At 40.1% G+C, this 14,733-nt stretch carries 19 protein-coding genes; 1 reads left to right on the top strand and 18 read right to left on the bottom strand.

Going from position 1 to position 14,733, the window contains the following annotated elements:
* Window positions 1-192: 192 nt before the first annotated feature.
* The 5 genes from QFZ78_RS00505 to QFZ78_RS00485 form a co-directional block, all read right to left on the bottom strand.
* Window positions 193-621, bottom strand: coding sequence for a GNAT family N-acetyltransferase (locus tag QFZ78_RS00505; RefSeq protein WP_307544427.1), 429 nt, complete (start codon window positions 619-621; stop codon window positions 193-195).
* A 121-nt stretch (window positions 622-742) separates the two neighbouring features.
* The gene (locus QFZ78_RS00500) at window positions 743-943 is read right to left on the bottom strand and encodes a DUF4177 domain-containing protein (protein WP_307544425.1); all 201 of its coding nucleotides are present in this window, start codon (window positions 941-943) and stop codon (window positions 743-745) included.
* Window positions 944-1,433: 490 nt separating this feature from the next.
* Window positions 1,434-1,763, bottom strand: a complete 330-nt coding sequence (locus tag QFZ78_RS00495; RefSeq protein ID WP_307544423.1) for a hypothetical protein — start codon at window positions 1,761-1,763, stop codon at window positions 1,434-1,436.
* Window positions 1,764-1,794: 31 nt separating this feature from the next.
* The gene (locus QFZ78_RS00490; protein WP_307544421.1) at window positions 1,795-2,226 is read right to left on the bottom strand and encodes a YhfM domain-containing protein; all 432 of its coding nucleotides are present in this window, start codon (window positions 2,224-2,226) and stop codon (window positions 1,795-1,797) included.
* A 302-nt stretch (window positions 2,227-2,528) separates the two neighbouring features.
* Window positions 2,529-3,005 (bottom strand): hypothetical protein, encoded by a 477-nt coding sequence (locus QFZ78_RS00485; protein ID WP_307544419.1) that lies wholly within the window; start codon window positions 3,003-3,005, stop codon window positions 2,529-2,531.
* Between the two features lie 129 nt (window positions 3,006-3,134).
* Between QFZ78_RS00485 and QFZ78_RS00480 the strand changes: the two genes are divergently transcribed.
* Window positions 3,135-3,383 (top strand): hypothetical protein, encoded by a 249-nt coding sequence (locus QFZ78_RS00480; protein WP_307544417.1) that lies wholly within the window; start codon window positions 3,135-3,137, stop codon window positions 3,381-3,383.
* Window positions 3,384-4,013: 630 nt separating this feature from the next.
* Here the strand turns inward: QFZ78_RS00480 and QFZ78_RS00475 are convergent.
* The 13 genes from QFZ78_RS00475 to QFZ78_RS00415 form a co-directional block, all read right to left on the bottom strand.
* Window positions 4,014-4,688 carry an ABC transporter ATP-binding protein gene (locus QFZ78_RS00475; protein ID WP_307544415.1) on the bottom strand — a complete coding sequence of 225 codons (675 nt, stop codon included), beginning with the start codon at window positions 4,686-4,688 and terminating at the stop codon, window positions 4,014-4,016.
* A gap of 65 nt (window positions 4,689-4,753) precedes the next feature.
* Window positions 4,754-5,455, bottom strand: a complete 702-nt coding sequence (gene sigK, locus QFZ78_RS00470) for an RNA polymerase sporulation sigma factor SigK (RefSeq protein ID WP_173191367.1) — start codon at window positions 5,453-5,455, stop codon at window positions 4,754-4,756.
* A 110-nt stretch (window positions 5,456-5,565) separates the two neighbouring features.
* Window positions 5,566-6,417: a hypothetical protein gene (locus QFZ78_RS00465; protein WP_307544412.1), complete on the bottom strand. Its 852-nt coding sequence runs from the start codon at window positions 6,415-6,417 to the stop codon at window positions 5,566-5,568.
* Between the two features lie 8 nt (window positions 6,418-6,425).
* On the bottom strand, window positions 6,426-8,108 hold the full coding sequence (locus QFZ78_RS00460) for a recombinase family protein (RefSeq protein WP_307544410.1): 1,683 nt from the start codon (window positions 8,106-8,108) through the stop codon (window positions 6,426-6,428).
* The gene (locus QFZ78_RS00455) at window positions 8,099-8,476 is read right to left on the bottom strand and encodes a hypothetical protein (protein ID WP_307544408.1); all 378 of its coding nucleotides are present in this window, start codon (window positions 8,474-8,476) and stop codon (window positions 8,099-8,101) included. The genes QFZ78_RS00460 and QFZ78_RS00455 overlap by 10 nt, the downstream gene beginning before the upstream one ends.
* 110 nt (window positions 8,477-8,586) lie before the next feature.
* Entirely contained in the window at window positions 8,587-8,721 is a 135-nt protein-coding gene (locus QFZ78_RS00450; protein WP_307544406.1) for a hypothetical protein, read from the bottom strand.
* A gap of 81 nt (window positions 8,722-8,802) precedes the next feature.
* The gene (locus tag QFZ78_RS00445; RefSeq protein WP_307544404.1) at window positions 8,803-9,639 is read right to left on the bottom strand and encodes a hypothetical protein; all 837 of its coding nucleotides are present in this window, start codon (window positions 9,637-9,639) and stop codon (window positions 8,803-8,805) included.
* A gap of 530 nt (window positions 9,640-10,169) precedes the next feature.
* The gene (locus QFZ78_RS00440; RefSeq protein WP_307544402.1) at window positions 10,170-10,700 is read right to left on the bottom strand and encodes a hypothetical protein; all 531 of its coding nucleotides are present in this window, start codon (window positions 10,698-10,700) and stop codon (window positions 10,170-10,172) included.
* Window positions 10,681-11,487, bottom strand: coding sequence for a hypothetical protein (locus QFZ78_RS00435; RefSeq protein WP_307544401.1), 807 nt, complete (start codon window positions 11,485-11,487; stop codon window positions 10,681-10,683). The genes QFZ78_RS00440 and QFZ78_RS00435 overlap by 20 nt, the downstream gene beginning before the upstream one ends.
* A gap of 65 nt (window positions 11,488-11,552) precedes the next feature.
* The gene (locus QFZ78_RS00430) at window positions 11,553-11,858 is read right to left on the bottom strand and encodes a hypothetical protein (protein WP_307544399.1); all 306 of its coding nucleotides are present in this window, start codon (window positions 11,856-11,858) and stop codon (window positions 11,553-11,555) included.
* A 61-nt stretch (window positions 11,859-11,919) separates the two neighbouring features.
* Window positions 11,920-12,195: a hypothetical protein gene (locus tag QFZ78_RS00425; protein ID WP_307544397.1), complete on the bottom strand. Its 276-nt coding sequence runs from the start codon at window positions 12,193-12,195 to the stop codon at window positions 11,920-11,922.
* Window positions 12,196-12,416: 221 nt separating this feature from the next.
* The gene (locus tag QFZ78_RS00420) at window positions 12,417-12,776 is read right to left on the bottom strand and encodes a hypothetical protein (protein ID WP_307544396.1); all 360 of its coding nucleotides are present in this window, start codon (window positions 12,774-12,776) and stop codon (window positions 12,417-12,419) included.
* 4 nt (window positions 12,777-12,780) lie between these two features.
* Complete coding sequence (locus QFZ78_RS00415) at window positions 12,781-14,046, bottom strand: DNA polymerase III subunit beta (RefSeq protein ID WP_307544394.1); 1,266 nt, start codon at window positions 14,044-14,046, stop codon at window positions 12,781-12,783.
* Between the last annotated feature and the right edge of the window lie 687 nt (window positions 14,047-14,733).

The raw sequence follows: 14,733 nt of genomic DNA, 5'->3' as shown, positions 1-14,733 counted from the left end.
TGTCCCATTGCTTGCTTACACTTTACTCATTTTACCATTTGATAAGAGTTTTTGGTGTGCCAATCAAAACTTCCCGTTACTTAAATGAACAAAAAAAGAGCTGCCGCCAAGCAAGCTCCTTCACTCGTTTTGCGTTAGCGTCAGCCCTTCACTGTTTAAACTATTGTTCCTTCGTTAGGTTAACAAATACTCTTACTTAACATCATTATCTTGAATTACACCGAACATTCCTGTCATTCCTTCATGCTTTTTAAAGCCGTATTTATTATAAAAAGATTCTTTACCTTGTGATGCAAACAAACCGATAAATGATTTTTCAGGAGCATTTTCCTTTAAGTATTCTTTGATAGTTTCCATTATTAATTTGCCTATTCCTTTGTTTTGATGCTCAGGTAAGACTGCTATATCTTGTATGTAAAAATAGATTCTCCCGTCGCCAATTACCCTGCCCATTCCAACTACTTCTTCTTGGTATTGGACAATTATACCAAATAGTGATTGGTTTAAAGATTCTTCTGCAACTTCGAAATTCATATAATCTTTCCAGCCAACCGCACAACAAAGTTTTGTAAATTCTGTTATCGTTGGAACTCTTTTTATAACTGAAAGATTGTTTTTCATGATAACTCTCCTTTCGTCGGAAAAAGAACTCATTTGAGTATTCGACGAAACCATTGAAGAAACCTGCCCTTTAGCTTAACGAGGCTACCGTGCGATCCGCGGCAGCCTCGTGGGTAACTAGTTACTCATTTTGAATAACCCGTTCAAAAATAATTTCATAATCTGTCGGTTTTCCATGACCATTATAATGTGTCGGTAGAACCTGTACTAATCTCCAACCGTCTTTCGCATGTTCATCTATTGTGTCTCGATGTGTTGCGGATGAGAAAAATCCACCTAATGAAGTTTCTACATATTTGTACTCGTACAGGCTTAGCTCCACCCTTCATTCAGTATGCTTTTTAATTACGAGTTCTGGTCATTTAACGTTTCAATTATCCTGCCCGTTCGTAATAAGCGCGGTAGGCTGTTTTTTGTGCTTATTTAACTCCTATCGGTTTGCTTTAGTTCAATCTAGTTAATCATCGATTTATAATTCCCCATAATATCCAATCCCAAAAGAAGAGTATAATCATAATAACGATAAAAATTCCAACCGGATTTGGACCTAGATCTAAAAAATAAAGAACAGCGCTGAGTATGATTGTCAAGATAGTGGCGATTACTACTTTTATAAGAATGGACTTAATCATTTTCCTCATTGTCATGTTCTCGCTCCTGTGATTTCCTTTGGGTTCATTTTCTTCCTATTAAATGTTGTGTTGTATCCTTCATTATCAACTCAAGACCCCTACCTTATACTGCCCGTCCCTAAGCGAACAAGCAACACTCACTACAACCTGTTCTCTGATAGAGCAATTTATTAGATAAGTTTATCTGTTTTTGTCCTCGTACCCCCATCGTTCCAAAAGCCATCCATATTCTGAAATATCCTCTTTAGTTAATCGTCCCAATTTCATCTTTGCAAGAAGAACGAGTTCATTGCGACCTGTATATTCAAATTCCTTGTAGATCTCCTGATTCTTTTTATGGAATATGTGGATTAGTTCGGTAAGTTCGAAATATGGCAAGGTCCCTTGTTTCCATTCCAAAAACGATAGGAACAATGGCTCAAGGGCTTGTTCAGTTACCAATTTGTGATATTCATCGAGTAATTCACGTTCTTGCTTTCTTTTTTCTTTCGAGTTCAACTTGTTCTCCACATTGTAATCCCCCTTTACTCAGTTATTTGAACTAAATCAACTTTTTAATCTCTTGCGCTGATTCCGATGTCAGCTTATAAATATTAGTGGTTCCCTTTTGAATAGGTGCTATTTTCACTTCATTCTTCTCTTTATCAAACCAGACAAAAACAGAGTTTAAAGCATCATGTTTCACTGCTGAATCGTAGTGAACTCCCAGAATATAGTCTTCATCAGGTGTTCGATTTGGAGTAGTAGGATTTAATACTTCCTCAAGCTTTTCTGCTTTCTCAATGGCATTTAAAACAATTAATATTTGGTTCGAGTCCTCCAGTGTCTTGTTATATCCTTGATTGTTACTGATTGAAATGAACTTTATTTGTTCGTGTTCTAAAGAAAGAGTCTTTGGATTGTTTCCATTACATACGATCATTAAAATGCTTATTGAGAAAATGGATAATAGTAGTCCCGCGAATTTTTTCAATATTAATCCTCCTTCTATTTCAACAATCGAAAAAAAAATATTATTTCTAGATGTTATTTTCCATTAATAATATCATGAATTTTCCGAACCCTTAAGTTATATTCGATAGTGTTCAGCTTCTCCTGCCCTATAGTTGAATAGCAAAAAAAGGACCCACAGCAACGGGCTGAGGGTCTAAGTTTTATATTTTAAAGGGGGTCGACTTTTATTCTATGCTTGATTCATTAATGCCACATGAAAATAAGATTTCAATTATGTTACATTTACTTAACTCTTGTTCCCAGTTAGTTTAATAAAAATGTTTAGAAAGAAGCACCACAGACCAGTTGGTTCCATACTACTATTTCCGAGATTGAACCGGGTTTTGTTCCTGAAGGATGAACAGCACAAATTTGCTTAGGTTTACCTCTTGAACTGAATGTGAGAATAGCCATAACTTTCAACGGTTTTCCATCAACCTCGATAGTCAGATCTGAATGCCCTGTTCCGAAAGTTCCATCGTCATAATCGGCTTTTACATTTTCATATGCCAGGAGTTTAAATCCTTCTTTCTCATGCAGTTTCTGAATTTCGTCCACCCAGGTATTCTTATCTATCGACCCGTCAAACAATCTTTCAGCTTCCCTATACTCTTGAGTCTTAATTGCATTTAAGAATGCAACGGTTTTCTTTTGTATTGCTAACGGGTTCCACGCCAAGGTAGCTTGATAGACCAAGAAAAACATGAACAGCAAGAGCATGAAAGGAATACCTATTTTCAACACGAACTTCATTGTCATTTCGGATGACCCCTTCATTTAATCTTCTAGCATCTAGTCTATTATCCATATTATACCTATATGGTCAATCCAAAGCAAAACGAAAGTCTGTTATTGTTTCAAGCTAAATATAGTAGCAAAGTTAGCATTTTGTCAGGGCTCATACAGCAGCAGCTCAGCCCCGTATCCGCTGGAGCGGAGCGGATGACGGACTGCACGATCAAGTTGAGCTGGCAGCTTGGCGCAGCGCAGAACGGTGATGTGCGCATTACCTGGAGCAGCAGTTCGCCGTACAATTTTGATAAAGGATACAATGTCCTGGCTCTAGGAGTCAAAGAAAGCTCCATCGCCGTGAAAGATCTGAATCCAGCAGGTCGCACGTATTTCCTGACCCCTTAAACGCGAAAAAGTGAATGTTCACAAAAGTAAACATCCACTAACGGACTTTATTTTCCATTAACGACAGGGGATTGTATATCAGATGTTTTATAGTGATGGTGGTGAGAGTAATTTTATATTTTATGGAAATGCCGAATATACGTGGCGCTATGTTTTCCCCCTTACTTACGAATCGCATAACCATAAATTAATTAACGAACCCCAAAAGAAAAAAGAGTGAATGTTTACAAAAGGAAACATTCACTAACGAACTCTATTTTCCATTAACGGACTTTATTTTCCACTAACGATCTTTATTTTCCTTCTAGCTCTCCAAAGTACGGATCGCCTGCTATGACCATATCTGATCGATGTATTCTTGAACGGCATAATATCAACGTTGTCCCAATACTTTTTCAAGATGTTCAAGTTCACTATTGACTAACTTATCATGTATCTCTTTGAAAATGTCTGGAAACCACTCAAAAGGTGCAGACATGAACCCCGTGACACGATTTTCACCATTTGACTTAGAGAAATACATAGCTTCATCGGCCCGCTTCAAGAGCCCATCTGCAGAAAGGCCTTTCGAATATCGAGTAAATCAAAAAGAAACCGGCACTCCTAATGGAGTCCCAGTTCTTATTCAACCTATCCAACCTCACTCAACCGCCCATCCCGAAAATACACAACCCGCTTCGCCTGCTGTGCAATCGCCAGATCATGCGTAATCAAAATGATCGTCCTACCCTGCTCATTCAAACTCTTAAAAATATCCAAAATCTCAGCACCAGTCCTCGAATCCAACGCCCCTGTCGGCTCATCCGCCAAAATAATCGCTGGATCTCCTGCTAGCGTCCGGGCAATCGCAACCCGCTGCTGCTGCCCGCCGGACAGCTCCGAAGGCAGATGCCGCCTGCGGTCCACTAAATCTACATCTTCCATAGCCTGCATTACTAGCGGCTCCCGCTCTTTCTTGCTCATACCCCGATATATAAGCGGCAACTCCACATTTTCATACGCATTAAGCCGTGGCAGCAGATTGAAGCTCTGGAAGACGAATCCGATCTTCCGATTCCGAATCTCAGCCATCTGAGCATCCTTCATCTGATTGATCGCCTTCCCATCCAGCACATACGTCCCGTAATCCGCAACGTCCAAGCAACCTAAGATGTTCATCAACGTCGACTTTCCCGACCCCGATGGCCCCATGATCGCCACGAACTCGCCGTGATCTATCTCTAACGAAACACCGTCCAACGCACGTATCGTTTCTCCGCCCATCACATAGTTCTTGCTCACATGCTGGAGCTGAATTAAGGTCATCCTCTTCGCCTCCATTATCTGAAACCAAATAAATGAAGTATGCGACTCTTCCGACTGATCGCCCCTTACCGCTTCGCCTTATAAAACTCATGATACAGCTTCATGAGCGCCCGTTTCTCAATCCGCGACACATAGGAGCGGCTGATACCCAGCTCTTTCGCAATCTCCCGCTGCGTCCGCTCTTCCCCGCCAAGCTCCAGCCCAAACCGACCAACGACGACTTCCTTCTCGCGATCGTCCAATATCTCCAGATTGCGATAGATTTTACTCTTTTCTATCTTAAGCTGAACCTTATCCACGACATCGTCCGCTTCCGTCCCGAGGATGTCGATCAATGTAATCTCATTCCCCTCTTTGTCCGTTCCGATGGGATCATGCAACGACACATCTTTGCGCGTTTTCTTCAACGAGCGAAGGTGCATAAGTATTTCATTTTCGATACAACGCGCTGCGAAAGTCGCCAGCTTCGTCCCTTTGTTCGGCGAGAACGATTCGATGGCTTTGATTAGACCAATCGTCCCGATCGAGATCAAATCCTCCAGATCTTCTCCTGTGTTATCGAATTTTTTTACTATATGGGCGACCAATCTCAAATTGTGTTCAATCAACTTGTTCCTAGAGTGATCATTACCTTCTGCCATAAGCCTCAGATGCCGTTCTTCTTCTTCCTCGGTAAGAGGCTGTGGAAACGCATTATTTTTGACATAGGACACAAGTAAGGTTAGCTGCTTAATTAATACGGCTATTGCGCTAAACAATCCAGGCATTCCAGCCACCCCCTTCAATGTTAGCGGATCTTAGCTGTTCGGAAGTCTCCGCTTTAAGCTTAGTATTAGTGTATGTGGGTGGGAGCCTAGAAGTGCCTGTACCTTATAACTTAGACAAAGAAGTCATCTGGAACTAGCTCTTCTAAATTAACTTGTGGGGACCTTGTTACACTAAGATGAGAAAGTAACTTTTGTCTCCTTTGATTGAACTCATACATCGCCTGCTCTTTTGAGATCTCCATCAGAAAAAACTTCAATTTAACGTCCTTAAACTCTCTATACTTATTGATTTCTGACATACAAATAAATCCTCTGGCCGCAAGTTCCTCTACCTTAGAAATATCTATAACAACCATATCCAACAATTCACTGATCCCAAAGATACTTAGAAAATGTTGAACTAAAACAGTTGGCTGCATATCTAAAAGAGAGATTGTTCCATAATCGGATACAACCTTTTTCTCTTTTTGAAGGATTACTGAAGAGCACGCACGTTTTCTAAGTCTGTACCACTCTCCAGATAAGATCTCTAGTTTTTTATGATATTCATGCCATATCACCAATTGATCTTGAATATCCATATCAGCCCACCAATTGTTATATGTACTTTTCAATTGTTTATTGGGGCTAAAACGAGCAAATTTCTCTACTAATAGCATATTTTTATTAATTAATCTTAATAGCTGATCTTCACTTAACTTCTCTATACAAATAGAACATGCATGAACCAAAATGCCTAGATCATAAAACATCTCCTTTAGAGCATCCTTTTCCCAGGCGTATTCTTTGTTAGAAACAAACTTGCTAACTACACCAATTTCCTTCCATTCAATTCTCATTTTTTCAGAATTCATTTGAAACAGACGAACATTTTCCTTAATACTGCTCGTAATGAATTCGCACTGTTTCATTTCCTTATACTTGCCCTGCTCAAAAAAATAGTTAAGATGAAAGATCGTCATTTATAAACCTACTCCCACTCAACTATCTTCATGGGACTATATACATTTGCCTGCTTTAACTTGAACTTTCTATGCAGCACTACACCAACATCCGTTTCTTTATTGGTCTTCTCTGCTAACAAGTTTTCTAAGTGGCCAATCATTGTAATTTGAACTTCATTACCTAGATAATGAACTCTCACCTCATCAATAAGCCATTCGACGATTTTTCTTTTATCTTCAAATGATAGTTCTGAGCCATTGCTTCCAATGAACTCCTTAATGCGTTCTGTAGCTAATGTAATCTTTTCAGCATTCAAATTCCCCTCTTCAAACCCTTCAAGTTGCAATAAATAATTGTCTAGAGTTCGTTGAAGATCCAACTTAGAAACATTGATTCTGGCAATCTCTTCTGCCATCTGCTCCTCATTAATTACATCACGCATAAACATTATTTTTATTTTTTCAATTTCTTTCCCCTTTTCATTGAGTTGATTTCTTGCTAACTCACTAGCTTGTTTAATCTCACTAGCAATCGACTCCGACATAATATCTAACTGTGCAATATACTCATTTGGGTCAGATACCACTGACATTATGAGATTCCATATAAAATCCTCAAGTAAATCAGCTCTTAAAGTCTTTGCAGGACAAGCTGTTACTCCATTTCCATAACGCTTTGGGTTTTTATTTGGACATCGATAACAGGTATACTTTCTTTTCACACCATCGTACAAACCTTTTGAAGCATAGGTTGTACAATCCCAAGTTCTTCCACAATGTGAACATCTAATTATTGATTTAAGAAGATATTCATATTTTGTATTTCCGGATCTAGTAGTGTTTTTCACTTTTTGCTCTTGTGCTAATTCAAAAATTGCCGAATCAACGATAGGCTCAATTTCAACCAAAATCCAGTCACCTTTCTCACGAAATTCATAAGTTTTTTTAGGTGCACCGCCTTTGGTTTTCTCACCTTTAACCTTTTTGAATTTTCGGCGATTGTAATAGTATTTACCGATATAAACCTCTGAATTTAAAATACGCGAAATTGAAGAAGATCCCCAATTGCAACTTTCTTGCCTTTTTGGTGATACGCCCAAATCATAAAGTTTACTTCCAATTTCACGAAGCGTTAAGTGATCAAAGATATACCACTGATAAATATTCCGAACAACCTCTGCCTCTTTTTCGTTTATTACGAGATTTTGGTTTTCGAAATTATAACCAAACGGTGGAACGCGCATTGGCATAATCTTCTTATCACGTTCAACTGCTTTAAGCCTGCCGCGCACCGTTCTTTTCTTAATGAGTGCTAGCTCGTACTGAGCAATAACACTCATTAAGTTAAAGAACAGCTGGCCCTCCGGTGTTGAAGAATATTCGGTATCAACGAAAAGCAATGTAACTCCTTTGGACTCAAACTCTCTACAAATAAAAAGCTTATCTGTAAGATCCCGAGAGAGCCGATCAGGATGAGTAACAAAGACGTGAGTTATCAGCCCAGCTGCTATATCCTGCCGAAGCCGGTTAAGCTGAGGGCGTTCGATGTCCTCGCCGCTTGCACCTTCTTCACGGTATACCTTTACATCGATTAAGGAATAGCCGAGATCAGAAACCCGCTTTAAGCAGAGTTCCGTCTGTACGTCTAAGCTTGTACCATCTGCTGCTTGGCTTCCAGTTGAAACCCGCGGGTATATTGCTATAGCCATTTTCTTCTTCCTTTCTTAGCTGCATCTATTTGTGCCCTGTGATCCTTCAACTCTTGAAAACGAGCATAGTATTGGACTAGATACTCTTCAGGAAGCACTTTAGGAGTAGGCAGTAAATTACAACATATCAACTCCGAATTAGGATTAATTATGTAAATACAATCAAGGCAATCAGGAGCGAAATAAACCGTTACCTCATTACAAATCGATTCTGATTTTAATCTAAACCACTGTTTTTTTAGAGCTACACTACATGAGTAGAATCTCCCTTCAAAATCAATGCCATTATTAGTTAGCAATGCATAACCTTCCTCAAAATCAAACATGCAAACACCTACATTCCAAAGTAATAGAACATTTGTTCCCATTACTGTTATACCCAATGAAAAGAAAAATAAACCGACTTTATTCAGTCGGTTTGGATAGTAGCCTTTTGATGATCAACTCAATAACTCTTTTCTTGGCTGCTATGGCTGCATCACTCTTTGTTTTCATGAGCGTTTGAATTTGCATCGTTCTCTTTGTTTTCATTGTCGGAGCGTTCTACTCGCTCCTCCTCTTCTTTTAGCCATGTCTCTAGAAGCTCTAATGCTCGTTTGCGATTATCCTCCAATGTAAAAACCCCCTGATCGGTTCATATCAGGAGGTTTGCCAGTTGATTTTATTTATTTACTTGAAAACCTCACAAAGTTCACTAAACGATTTCTATCGCACGGAATGCAAGGCCTATTTCTTGTACATATTCTTCAGCACTAGACTTTGTTGAAGATGCTGGATAACCAATAATATTAACCTTTACAAAGTTAGGCCTTAGAGTAGCCGGACTAAAATAGTAGCTATGTAAACAGAAATTTTCTAATAACAGTTTTAATTTCAATAATAGTAGGGTCTGGAAAGAGATTTCGCTGCTGATAAAAATAGAAATTTCAAAAAAATCGTAACGAAAATCTAGTGTTGTAAATACTGGTTCCTGCGTAAAGGACAATCCCAGTCCTTTTAAAAAGAAGGCCTTAATTGTTCTAGGCTGTTTACTATCACGTCCTGAATAGTTCTTGTCTAACACTTCAAATTGTTCACCAATTTTGTTCAATCCAATCTCGGGAATTTCATTCAACACTCCCTCGATAAAACCTGAACTAAATTGTGCTGGATTATCTGAAATAAGAAACTCTGGTGGTATCTCTAAAGCAATGGACATATTCATATAAATTTTCAATCCCGAAGTACTTGTACTCTCTTCTGATTCACCATAATTGAAGAAACGCGTGATGGAACCACTAGTTACTCCATTATCTTTTAAGTCTTGATTACTTAACCCCCTAAAATCTTTCGCTAATTTTAGGCGGTCAGGAACCGGCAATATTTTAAGAATTAAGTTGTATTGGTGAAAATTCTTTAAATAAAACATTCTTCTCGTTGAACCAGTAATATGTTCAGTATTTTTTTTATAATCTTCTACTGAATATTGTGAGCTAATAAGACCAGTAGAGTACTTCTCCAGTTGACTTAAATTGTATTTTGTAGTCATCATTTTTATCACCATTACTATTATTATTCTTTTAGCTTTTCAGGACTATAGAAAACCTAATAAAAACTTTTAACGACCGTTAAAGACTTTTTGAGGTTTACGACATTTCATTAAATGTAAATATAATCAATCACTTTCTATAAATTTCTTGTTGATAGTGCACTTTCTGGGGTTTTTGGTTTTCAGATTACTGATTTAAACCGAATATGTAGCTATATCTATGAACAAAAAATAGCTCCTAAAACACCCCGTTTGTATTACGGAAAAGTTTTAGCAGCCATTTTACGCACTCACTCAATTTAAATTTCGACTAGCTCACCGAAATCATTTTAATATCATCCCCCCTTACGCTTTCGACAGAAAGCGATTTTTCCTTTAATAACAAAAAAGACCCCATGAGCAGATTTATGCGCACTTCGCACATAAATTCAACCCATAGGGTCTTCGACTTCACACAAACGCCCATCACTTAAGGGGCCAAAAATTCTTATTGCCATTGTATCATGAAATATTAGTCAATGACAACGGAGTTCTTACTCCTCCTCAAGCGTATTAATGCGTACTGAGCCTTTCGTTAAAAAGCGATCTGTTAAAACAAACTTGCCGTTTGTATCAACAAATACATTATTGCCGTTCTCTGATGCTAAATAAGTCGCAACTTTTTGAAATGCACCATAATCAATCAAGCACATTTGACCACATTCAATCTCGCTCATTATGTTCACGCTCGGGATTGTGGATATTAACGTCCTGTTTATAAAGGCCCTATCGTATGAGACAACAACTTCAGGTGCAGTAAAAATTGGCTCCCATGTCTGTTCATTAATAAAGGTCTCAGTCATAGGAGTTTTACCTTCCCTCTCCAGCTCGAAGTCGTAGGCATTTAAAGTACCCACGACGTATGCGTGAACTGAGCGAACCCGCTTCTCCAAGACTTTCGCTCTTCCGCTCTCTGAAACAAAAAAGCGAGCATCGGTTAGCCTCACCGTGTTACAGTACCCGGCCACCAATCCGGTCTTCGCACAACGAATGACAATGGAATCCTTATGCAGATTCCGATACACATGGACTTTGCTCCCGATCTCTACTATCCGATCCTTGTACCACTCCATAGAAATAATCCCTCCAATTTACGCCTTCTGTCTTCAACGACAATGGGGGAAGCCCCAGACGCTCAAGTGCCATATCTCGTCCATAAAAACGCCAATAATTTAAAAAAACAGCTCCAGCAATCTGAGAATCTAGCCGTTTCTCGTCCTTTGCCTTTTGGAAACCTTCACGTGACCAAAATTGTCCTTCACGATCTGCCTGAAATGTTCCCCCATACAATTTTTTGACTCTGTATTCAACCTTGTCCTTATCTTTGAGGTCCCATAGATGGGATTGGTACCATCGACCTTCATGAATATAGACCGCTGTGAAATAATGACAATAATCTCTTTCACCCGACTCAAAGAAAACAAGAAGTGCGTCGGCCGGAACTCTTAATCCAGCATGCACCTTTTTCCTCAGGTCTCGGGCAAAGCGCGGTCGGTAGACAGCAGGCTTTTGAGGTACGAAGTAAATATCCCTAAACACGTTTCCATTAATGGAAAGGCAATAAGTCTCAACAATGAGCTCCAGTATTTGCTTAATAAACTCATCGTGTGGTACAAGAGCCTTCTTTCTGGCTTTGTACAACTCTGCCCCAGCCGCATAGAGTCTATGTACTGCCGCTTCCCCACGATGATCACCGGCATACCCAGCCTCGCTCCTTCGAGTAGTGGTTATCGTCTGCAGCTCGTAAAAATATTCATAAGCTTCATTGTCCAGGTCAGACTGATACGTCAGCAAGTTCATTTGAATATGCATAAAGAGGAACCCCTTTCTTCGTAAAAATAAAATAGAGGATGCCGAAGCACCCTCATATCCTTACATCATACTTGAGCCGGTTCCAAGATCAGTTCCGCAACAGGGCATGAAGCAAACCCAGTGCGTACAGAAACTCCAGTCCGTTTTACAATCCCTGCTTCCTCTAATGCATCTAGGATACCTTCATTTTCCGCATAGTTTTTGATCACTACATGGCTTTCAGAAGGAAGCTCTAGTCCTGGCACACAAATGCTTGCTGTCGCAAACGGTGTACCGTCCTGCGCATCATAGAGTTGAATTGCGGCGCCGCCCTTAACATAGCGGGAAATTTCAACCGTGCACTCAAAGCCAAGAAATTGGACATTTTTCATATTGTGACGCCTCGCCATTACTTTTTTAGCGAGGCTCCCTCCCTTATCAGATAATAGTCGATTACTGTTCTACGCTGACGAACGACAAAATTTTGGCTTTCATCTCTTTAAAAATCGTGGTAATTTCGCTATCTCCTCTAAGGAGTAATTCCTCTTCATCCTTTACCCCGTACATATTGCAAAGGGCTTGAATAGCATCTTGAGCTTGGCTCAATGTAGGTTTTCCGGATTCAAGGAGAGCAAAGAAACGATTTAGTGAGAGAAATGAGCCGAATTGGTCAGCAGAAGATAGTTCGTTCTTTACAATTTCACCGTTAGTAGCCTTATTGTTGTTCATACAAGTATTCTCCCTATGCAGCCCCTATAAGTGGTGGGCTGTGAATGATAGCCCCCACTCTGGGCGATTAGATTTAATTTCGCTTTATGCCTTTGTAATATCTGGACGGATTACCCGTAAAATGAGAAACTTCCCCTTCTCTAAAGCTTCAGGGCAAACTTCGTAAATTCCCATTCCCATGCTGATAACCATGATCCCCATGCCTCCTTTGTTTCCATACATTAGAACTCGGTTGCCATGCTGCGCGCTTCGTTCCGATCGAAAGTCTCAAAGATACATACCGCTGTATCGGGGTCAATGAGAAATCTCCCGCTCCGGATATCTTCTACAAGACTCGGTTGTCGTACATTGCTGCAGCAGAACTTAATCATCGTTCCCTCGTCCTTCAGCCGAGCTTCAAATACCCTATAAATAGGATGGCCCTCCACTTTGTCGAAAGAAGACAGCGGAAGAAAAGATTCTTCCGTTTGTCCGCATTCTGGGCATTGAACCTTAACAGACGCCTTTACATCTACAATTTGAGATTGAGCACGTCCGCAGCATCTGCAAGATAGCTTAATGTTCTCAATGATCCCCATCATGTCGTTACACCTCACGAGAGCGAAGCGGTACAACAACTGCTCGCCTATTGGAGGATTCACCATCTTTTAAGACTGGGGCCAAAATGTAGGGCTTCAGGGGTTCCAACCAGCTAAAGTGGATTTGTTCATATGCTTCCAACGATTTAAGCGTATCCTTCATTACCTCAGCATCGACGCAGCCCTTCATATCACCGGTAGCATCAGTAACGAATATGGATTCTTCCCCGTTACCCAGCTCACCCTTAGCCGTAATATGAAACTCGCCGCTTACGAGTTTGAAGTTGACTCCTCGTTGTTCTTTTCCTGTAACCGACATTGCTCGTTTGAATGCATCTTCGAGCTCCTTGCGGTTAACGGTACATTCAGAGGCAAACGATCTGGGCAACTGCGTTTCAAGATCAATCACGTTGCCGGTGATCAGTTTACTCACAATCATGACACCGATGCCGGCTACCGTAATCAGACTCGGCCCAATTGAAACACGGACTGGCCCGTCTGTCTTATCGAAAACTTCCAGGATTAGCTTCGCGGTCTTGTGAGAGACAATGCCTTCGAAAGGAGTCACTTCAACCGCCAAAAGCTGTAACGAAGCTAGTTTCAGATTGGTGGACTGGAGTAGTACACCACTATCAGTACCTTTTAACTGTACGCCGCAGATTTGAGGTCTCGATTCATCCTTGGAAACCGCATATAGGGTTTCTTTGATAACCGAGCAGAATTCTTTGGAGCGGGTACTGAATGAAACCGCATCTGTTTCTGTCTGGATGTTCGGATACATACTGACATCTTGAGTTGCCAGCTGATACTTTGCTTTGCCTGCCTTTATGGTCAGTCGCTCTTCTTCAAGCTCTAACCTAAAATCACCGGCGGGAAGATTGCTGCAGATTTTAGAGAAGGTTACAGCGGGTATCAACACACTGATTTCTCTGTCTGCTTCAATTACGCTGTTTTCTGCCCCCTCGACGGCTGCCACAGCTTTCACAATGGTTATCGTTCCGTCGCTGCCAACTAGCGTCAAAGCATTACCAGGGACATTTTCCATTTCCCCACTGCCATCGGTCTTTCTTCTCGGTACGGACTTTTTGATCTCCATCTTGATCATCTCAAGAACAGGAATCGAATCCGAAGTGGCAGCTGCTTTAGCGACGTCTTCCACCATGGATAAGAATTGCTTCCTATCCTTGATTTTGACGATAACCGCATTTTTATCAGTACTGGCTTGTACTGATCCTTCGTCTTGTTGTAACAACAAATCCGTCATAGTACTCATCTCATCGCCCCTAATGCTATATGTATATGCTATAGGGGCTTCACCTCCTGAAAATAAAATACACACCCAAGCATCGATCGAGATTCCAATGGAATCAAGAATTACAATGATGCAAATAGGTGTGAGCCTTTTAATTGATACGGGTCGCTACATCCGCCAATAGAGTAGAAAACAAAAAGCCCTATGTGGGGTAGGAATCATTAGAAATGGCATAATACTCCCGTTTCTCATAAATTCCGCCACATAGGGCTTCTGACTTGCGACAAGGTGAAACTACTACTCTGATGAAAATATTACCACAGGGATTCATTAAGAACAAGATTCAAATTAAATCCTCATATAGTTATATAACCTATATAATATGACATCCTTTATAAAGAATTAAATAATAAAACCTTTATGGGAGACTGGGATCCCCTACGTAGTAAGGGATTTGAGTGATTTACGTTGTATAAAGCAAATTCATTTTTAAAGTATATCGACTCAAAATTGCAAAATGCAAAGAGTAAAAATGCACATATTTGTTTTTTTCATATCAGGTTATATGATAACTGAAACTGTTGATGATATATCAGCCTGGGCCTTACTATTACTATTCTCATTGTCGACTTATCCCCCTTTATCCTCAATATCAAGTTCATCCCCAATAATCAATTCGAAAAAAACAATTCATAAGTTTGGCTGGTA

Source organism: Paenibacillus sp. V4I5 (assembly GCF_030817255.1).
In the GTDB taxonomy this organism is placed as follows: domain Bacteria; phylum Bacillota; class Bacilli; order Paenibacillales; family NBRC-103111; genus Paenibacillus_E.
The sequence above is the reverse complement of the archived record's forward strand: the minus strand, read 5'-3'. Positions and strand labels throughout refer to the sequence as shown.

Excerpts from the sequence above, each read along its gene's own strand:
- QFZ78_RS00505 (WP_307544427.1), bottom strand. The coding sequence starts at position 621 with ATGAAAAACAATCTTTCAGTTATAAAAAGAGTTCCAACGATAACAGAA.
- QFZ78_RS00485 (WP_307544419.1), bottom strand. The coding sequence starts at position 3,005 with ATGACAATGAAGTTCGTGTTGAAAATAGGTATTCCTTTCATGCTCTTG.
- QFZ78_RS00475 (WP_307544415.1), bottom strand. The coding sequence starts at position 4,688 with ATGACCTTAATTCAGCTCCAGCATGTGAGCAAGAACTATGTGATGGGC.
- sigK (WP_173191367.1), bottom strand. The coding sequence starts at position 5,455 with ATGCCTGGATTGTTTAGCGCAATAGCCGTATTAATTAAGCAGCTAACC.
- QFZ78_RS00465 (WP_307544412.1), bottom strand. The coding sequence starts at position 6,417 with ATGACGATCTTTCATCTTAACTATTTTTTTGAGCAGGGCAAGTATAAG.
- QFZ78_RS00460 (WP_307544410.1), bottom strand. The coding sequence starts at position 8,108 with ATGGCTATAGCAATATACCCGCGGGTTTCAACTGGAAGCCAAGCAGCA.
- QFZ78_RS00455 (WP_307544408.1), bottom strand. The coding sequence starts at position 8,476 with ATGGGAACAAATGTTCTATTACTTTGGAATGTAGGTGTTTGCATGTTT.
- QFZ78_RS00445 (WP_307544404.1), bottom strand. The coding sequence starts at position 9,639 with ATGATGACTACAAAATACAATTTAAGTCAACTGGAGAAGTACTCTACT.
- QFZ78_RS00435 (WP_307544401.1), bottom strand. The coding sequence starts at position 11,487 with ATGCATATTCAAATGAACTTGCTGACGTATCAGTCTGACCTGGACAAT.
- QFZ78_RS00430 (WP_307544399.1), bottom strand. The coding sequence starts at position 11,858 with ATGAAAAATGTCCAATTTCTTGGCTTTGAGTGCACGGTTGAAATTTCC.
- QFZ78_RS00425 (WP_307544397.1), bottom strand. The coding sequence starts at position 12,195 with ATGAACAACAATAAGGCTACTAACGGTGAAATTGTAAAGAACGAACTA.
- QFZ78_RS00420 (WP_307544396.1), bottom strand. The coding sequence starts at position 12,776 with ATGATGGGGATCATTGAGAACATTAAGCTATCTTGCAGATGCTGCGGA.
- QFZ78_RS00415 (WP_307544394.1), bottom strand. The coding sequence starts at position 14,046 with ATGAGTACTATGACGGATTTGTTGTTACAACAAGACGAAGGATCAGTA.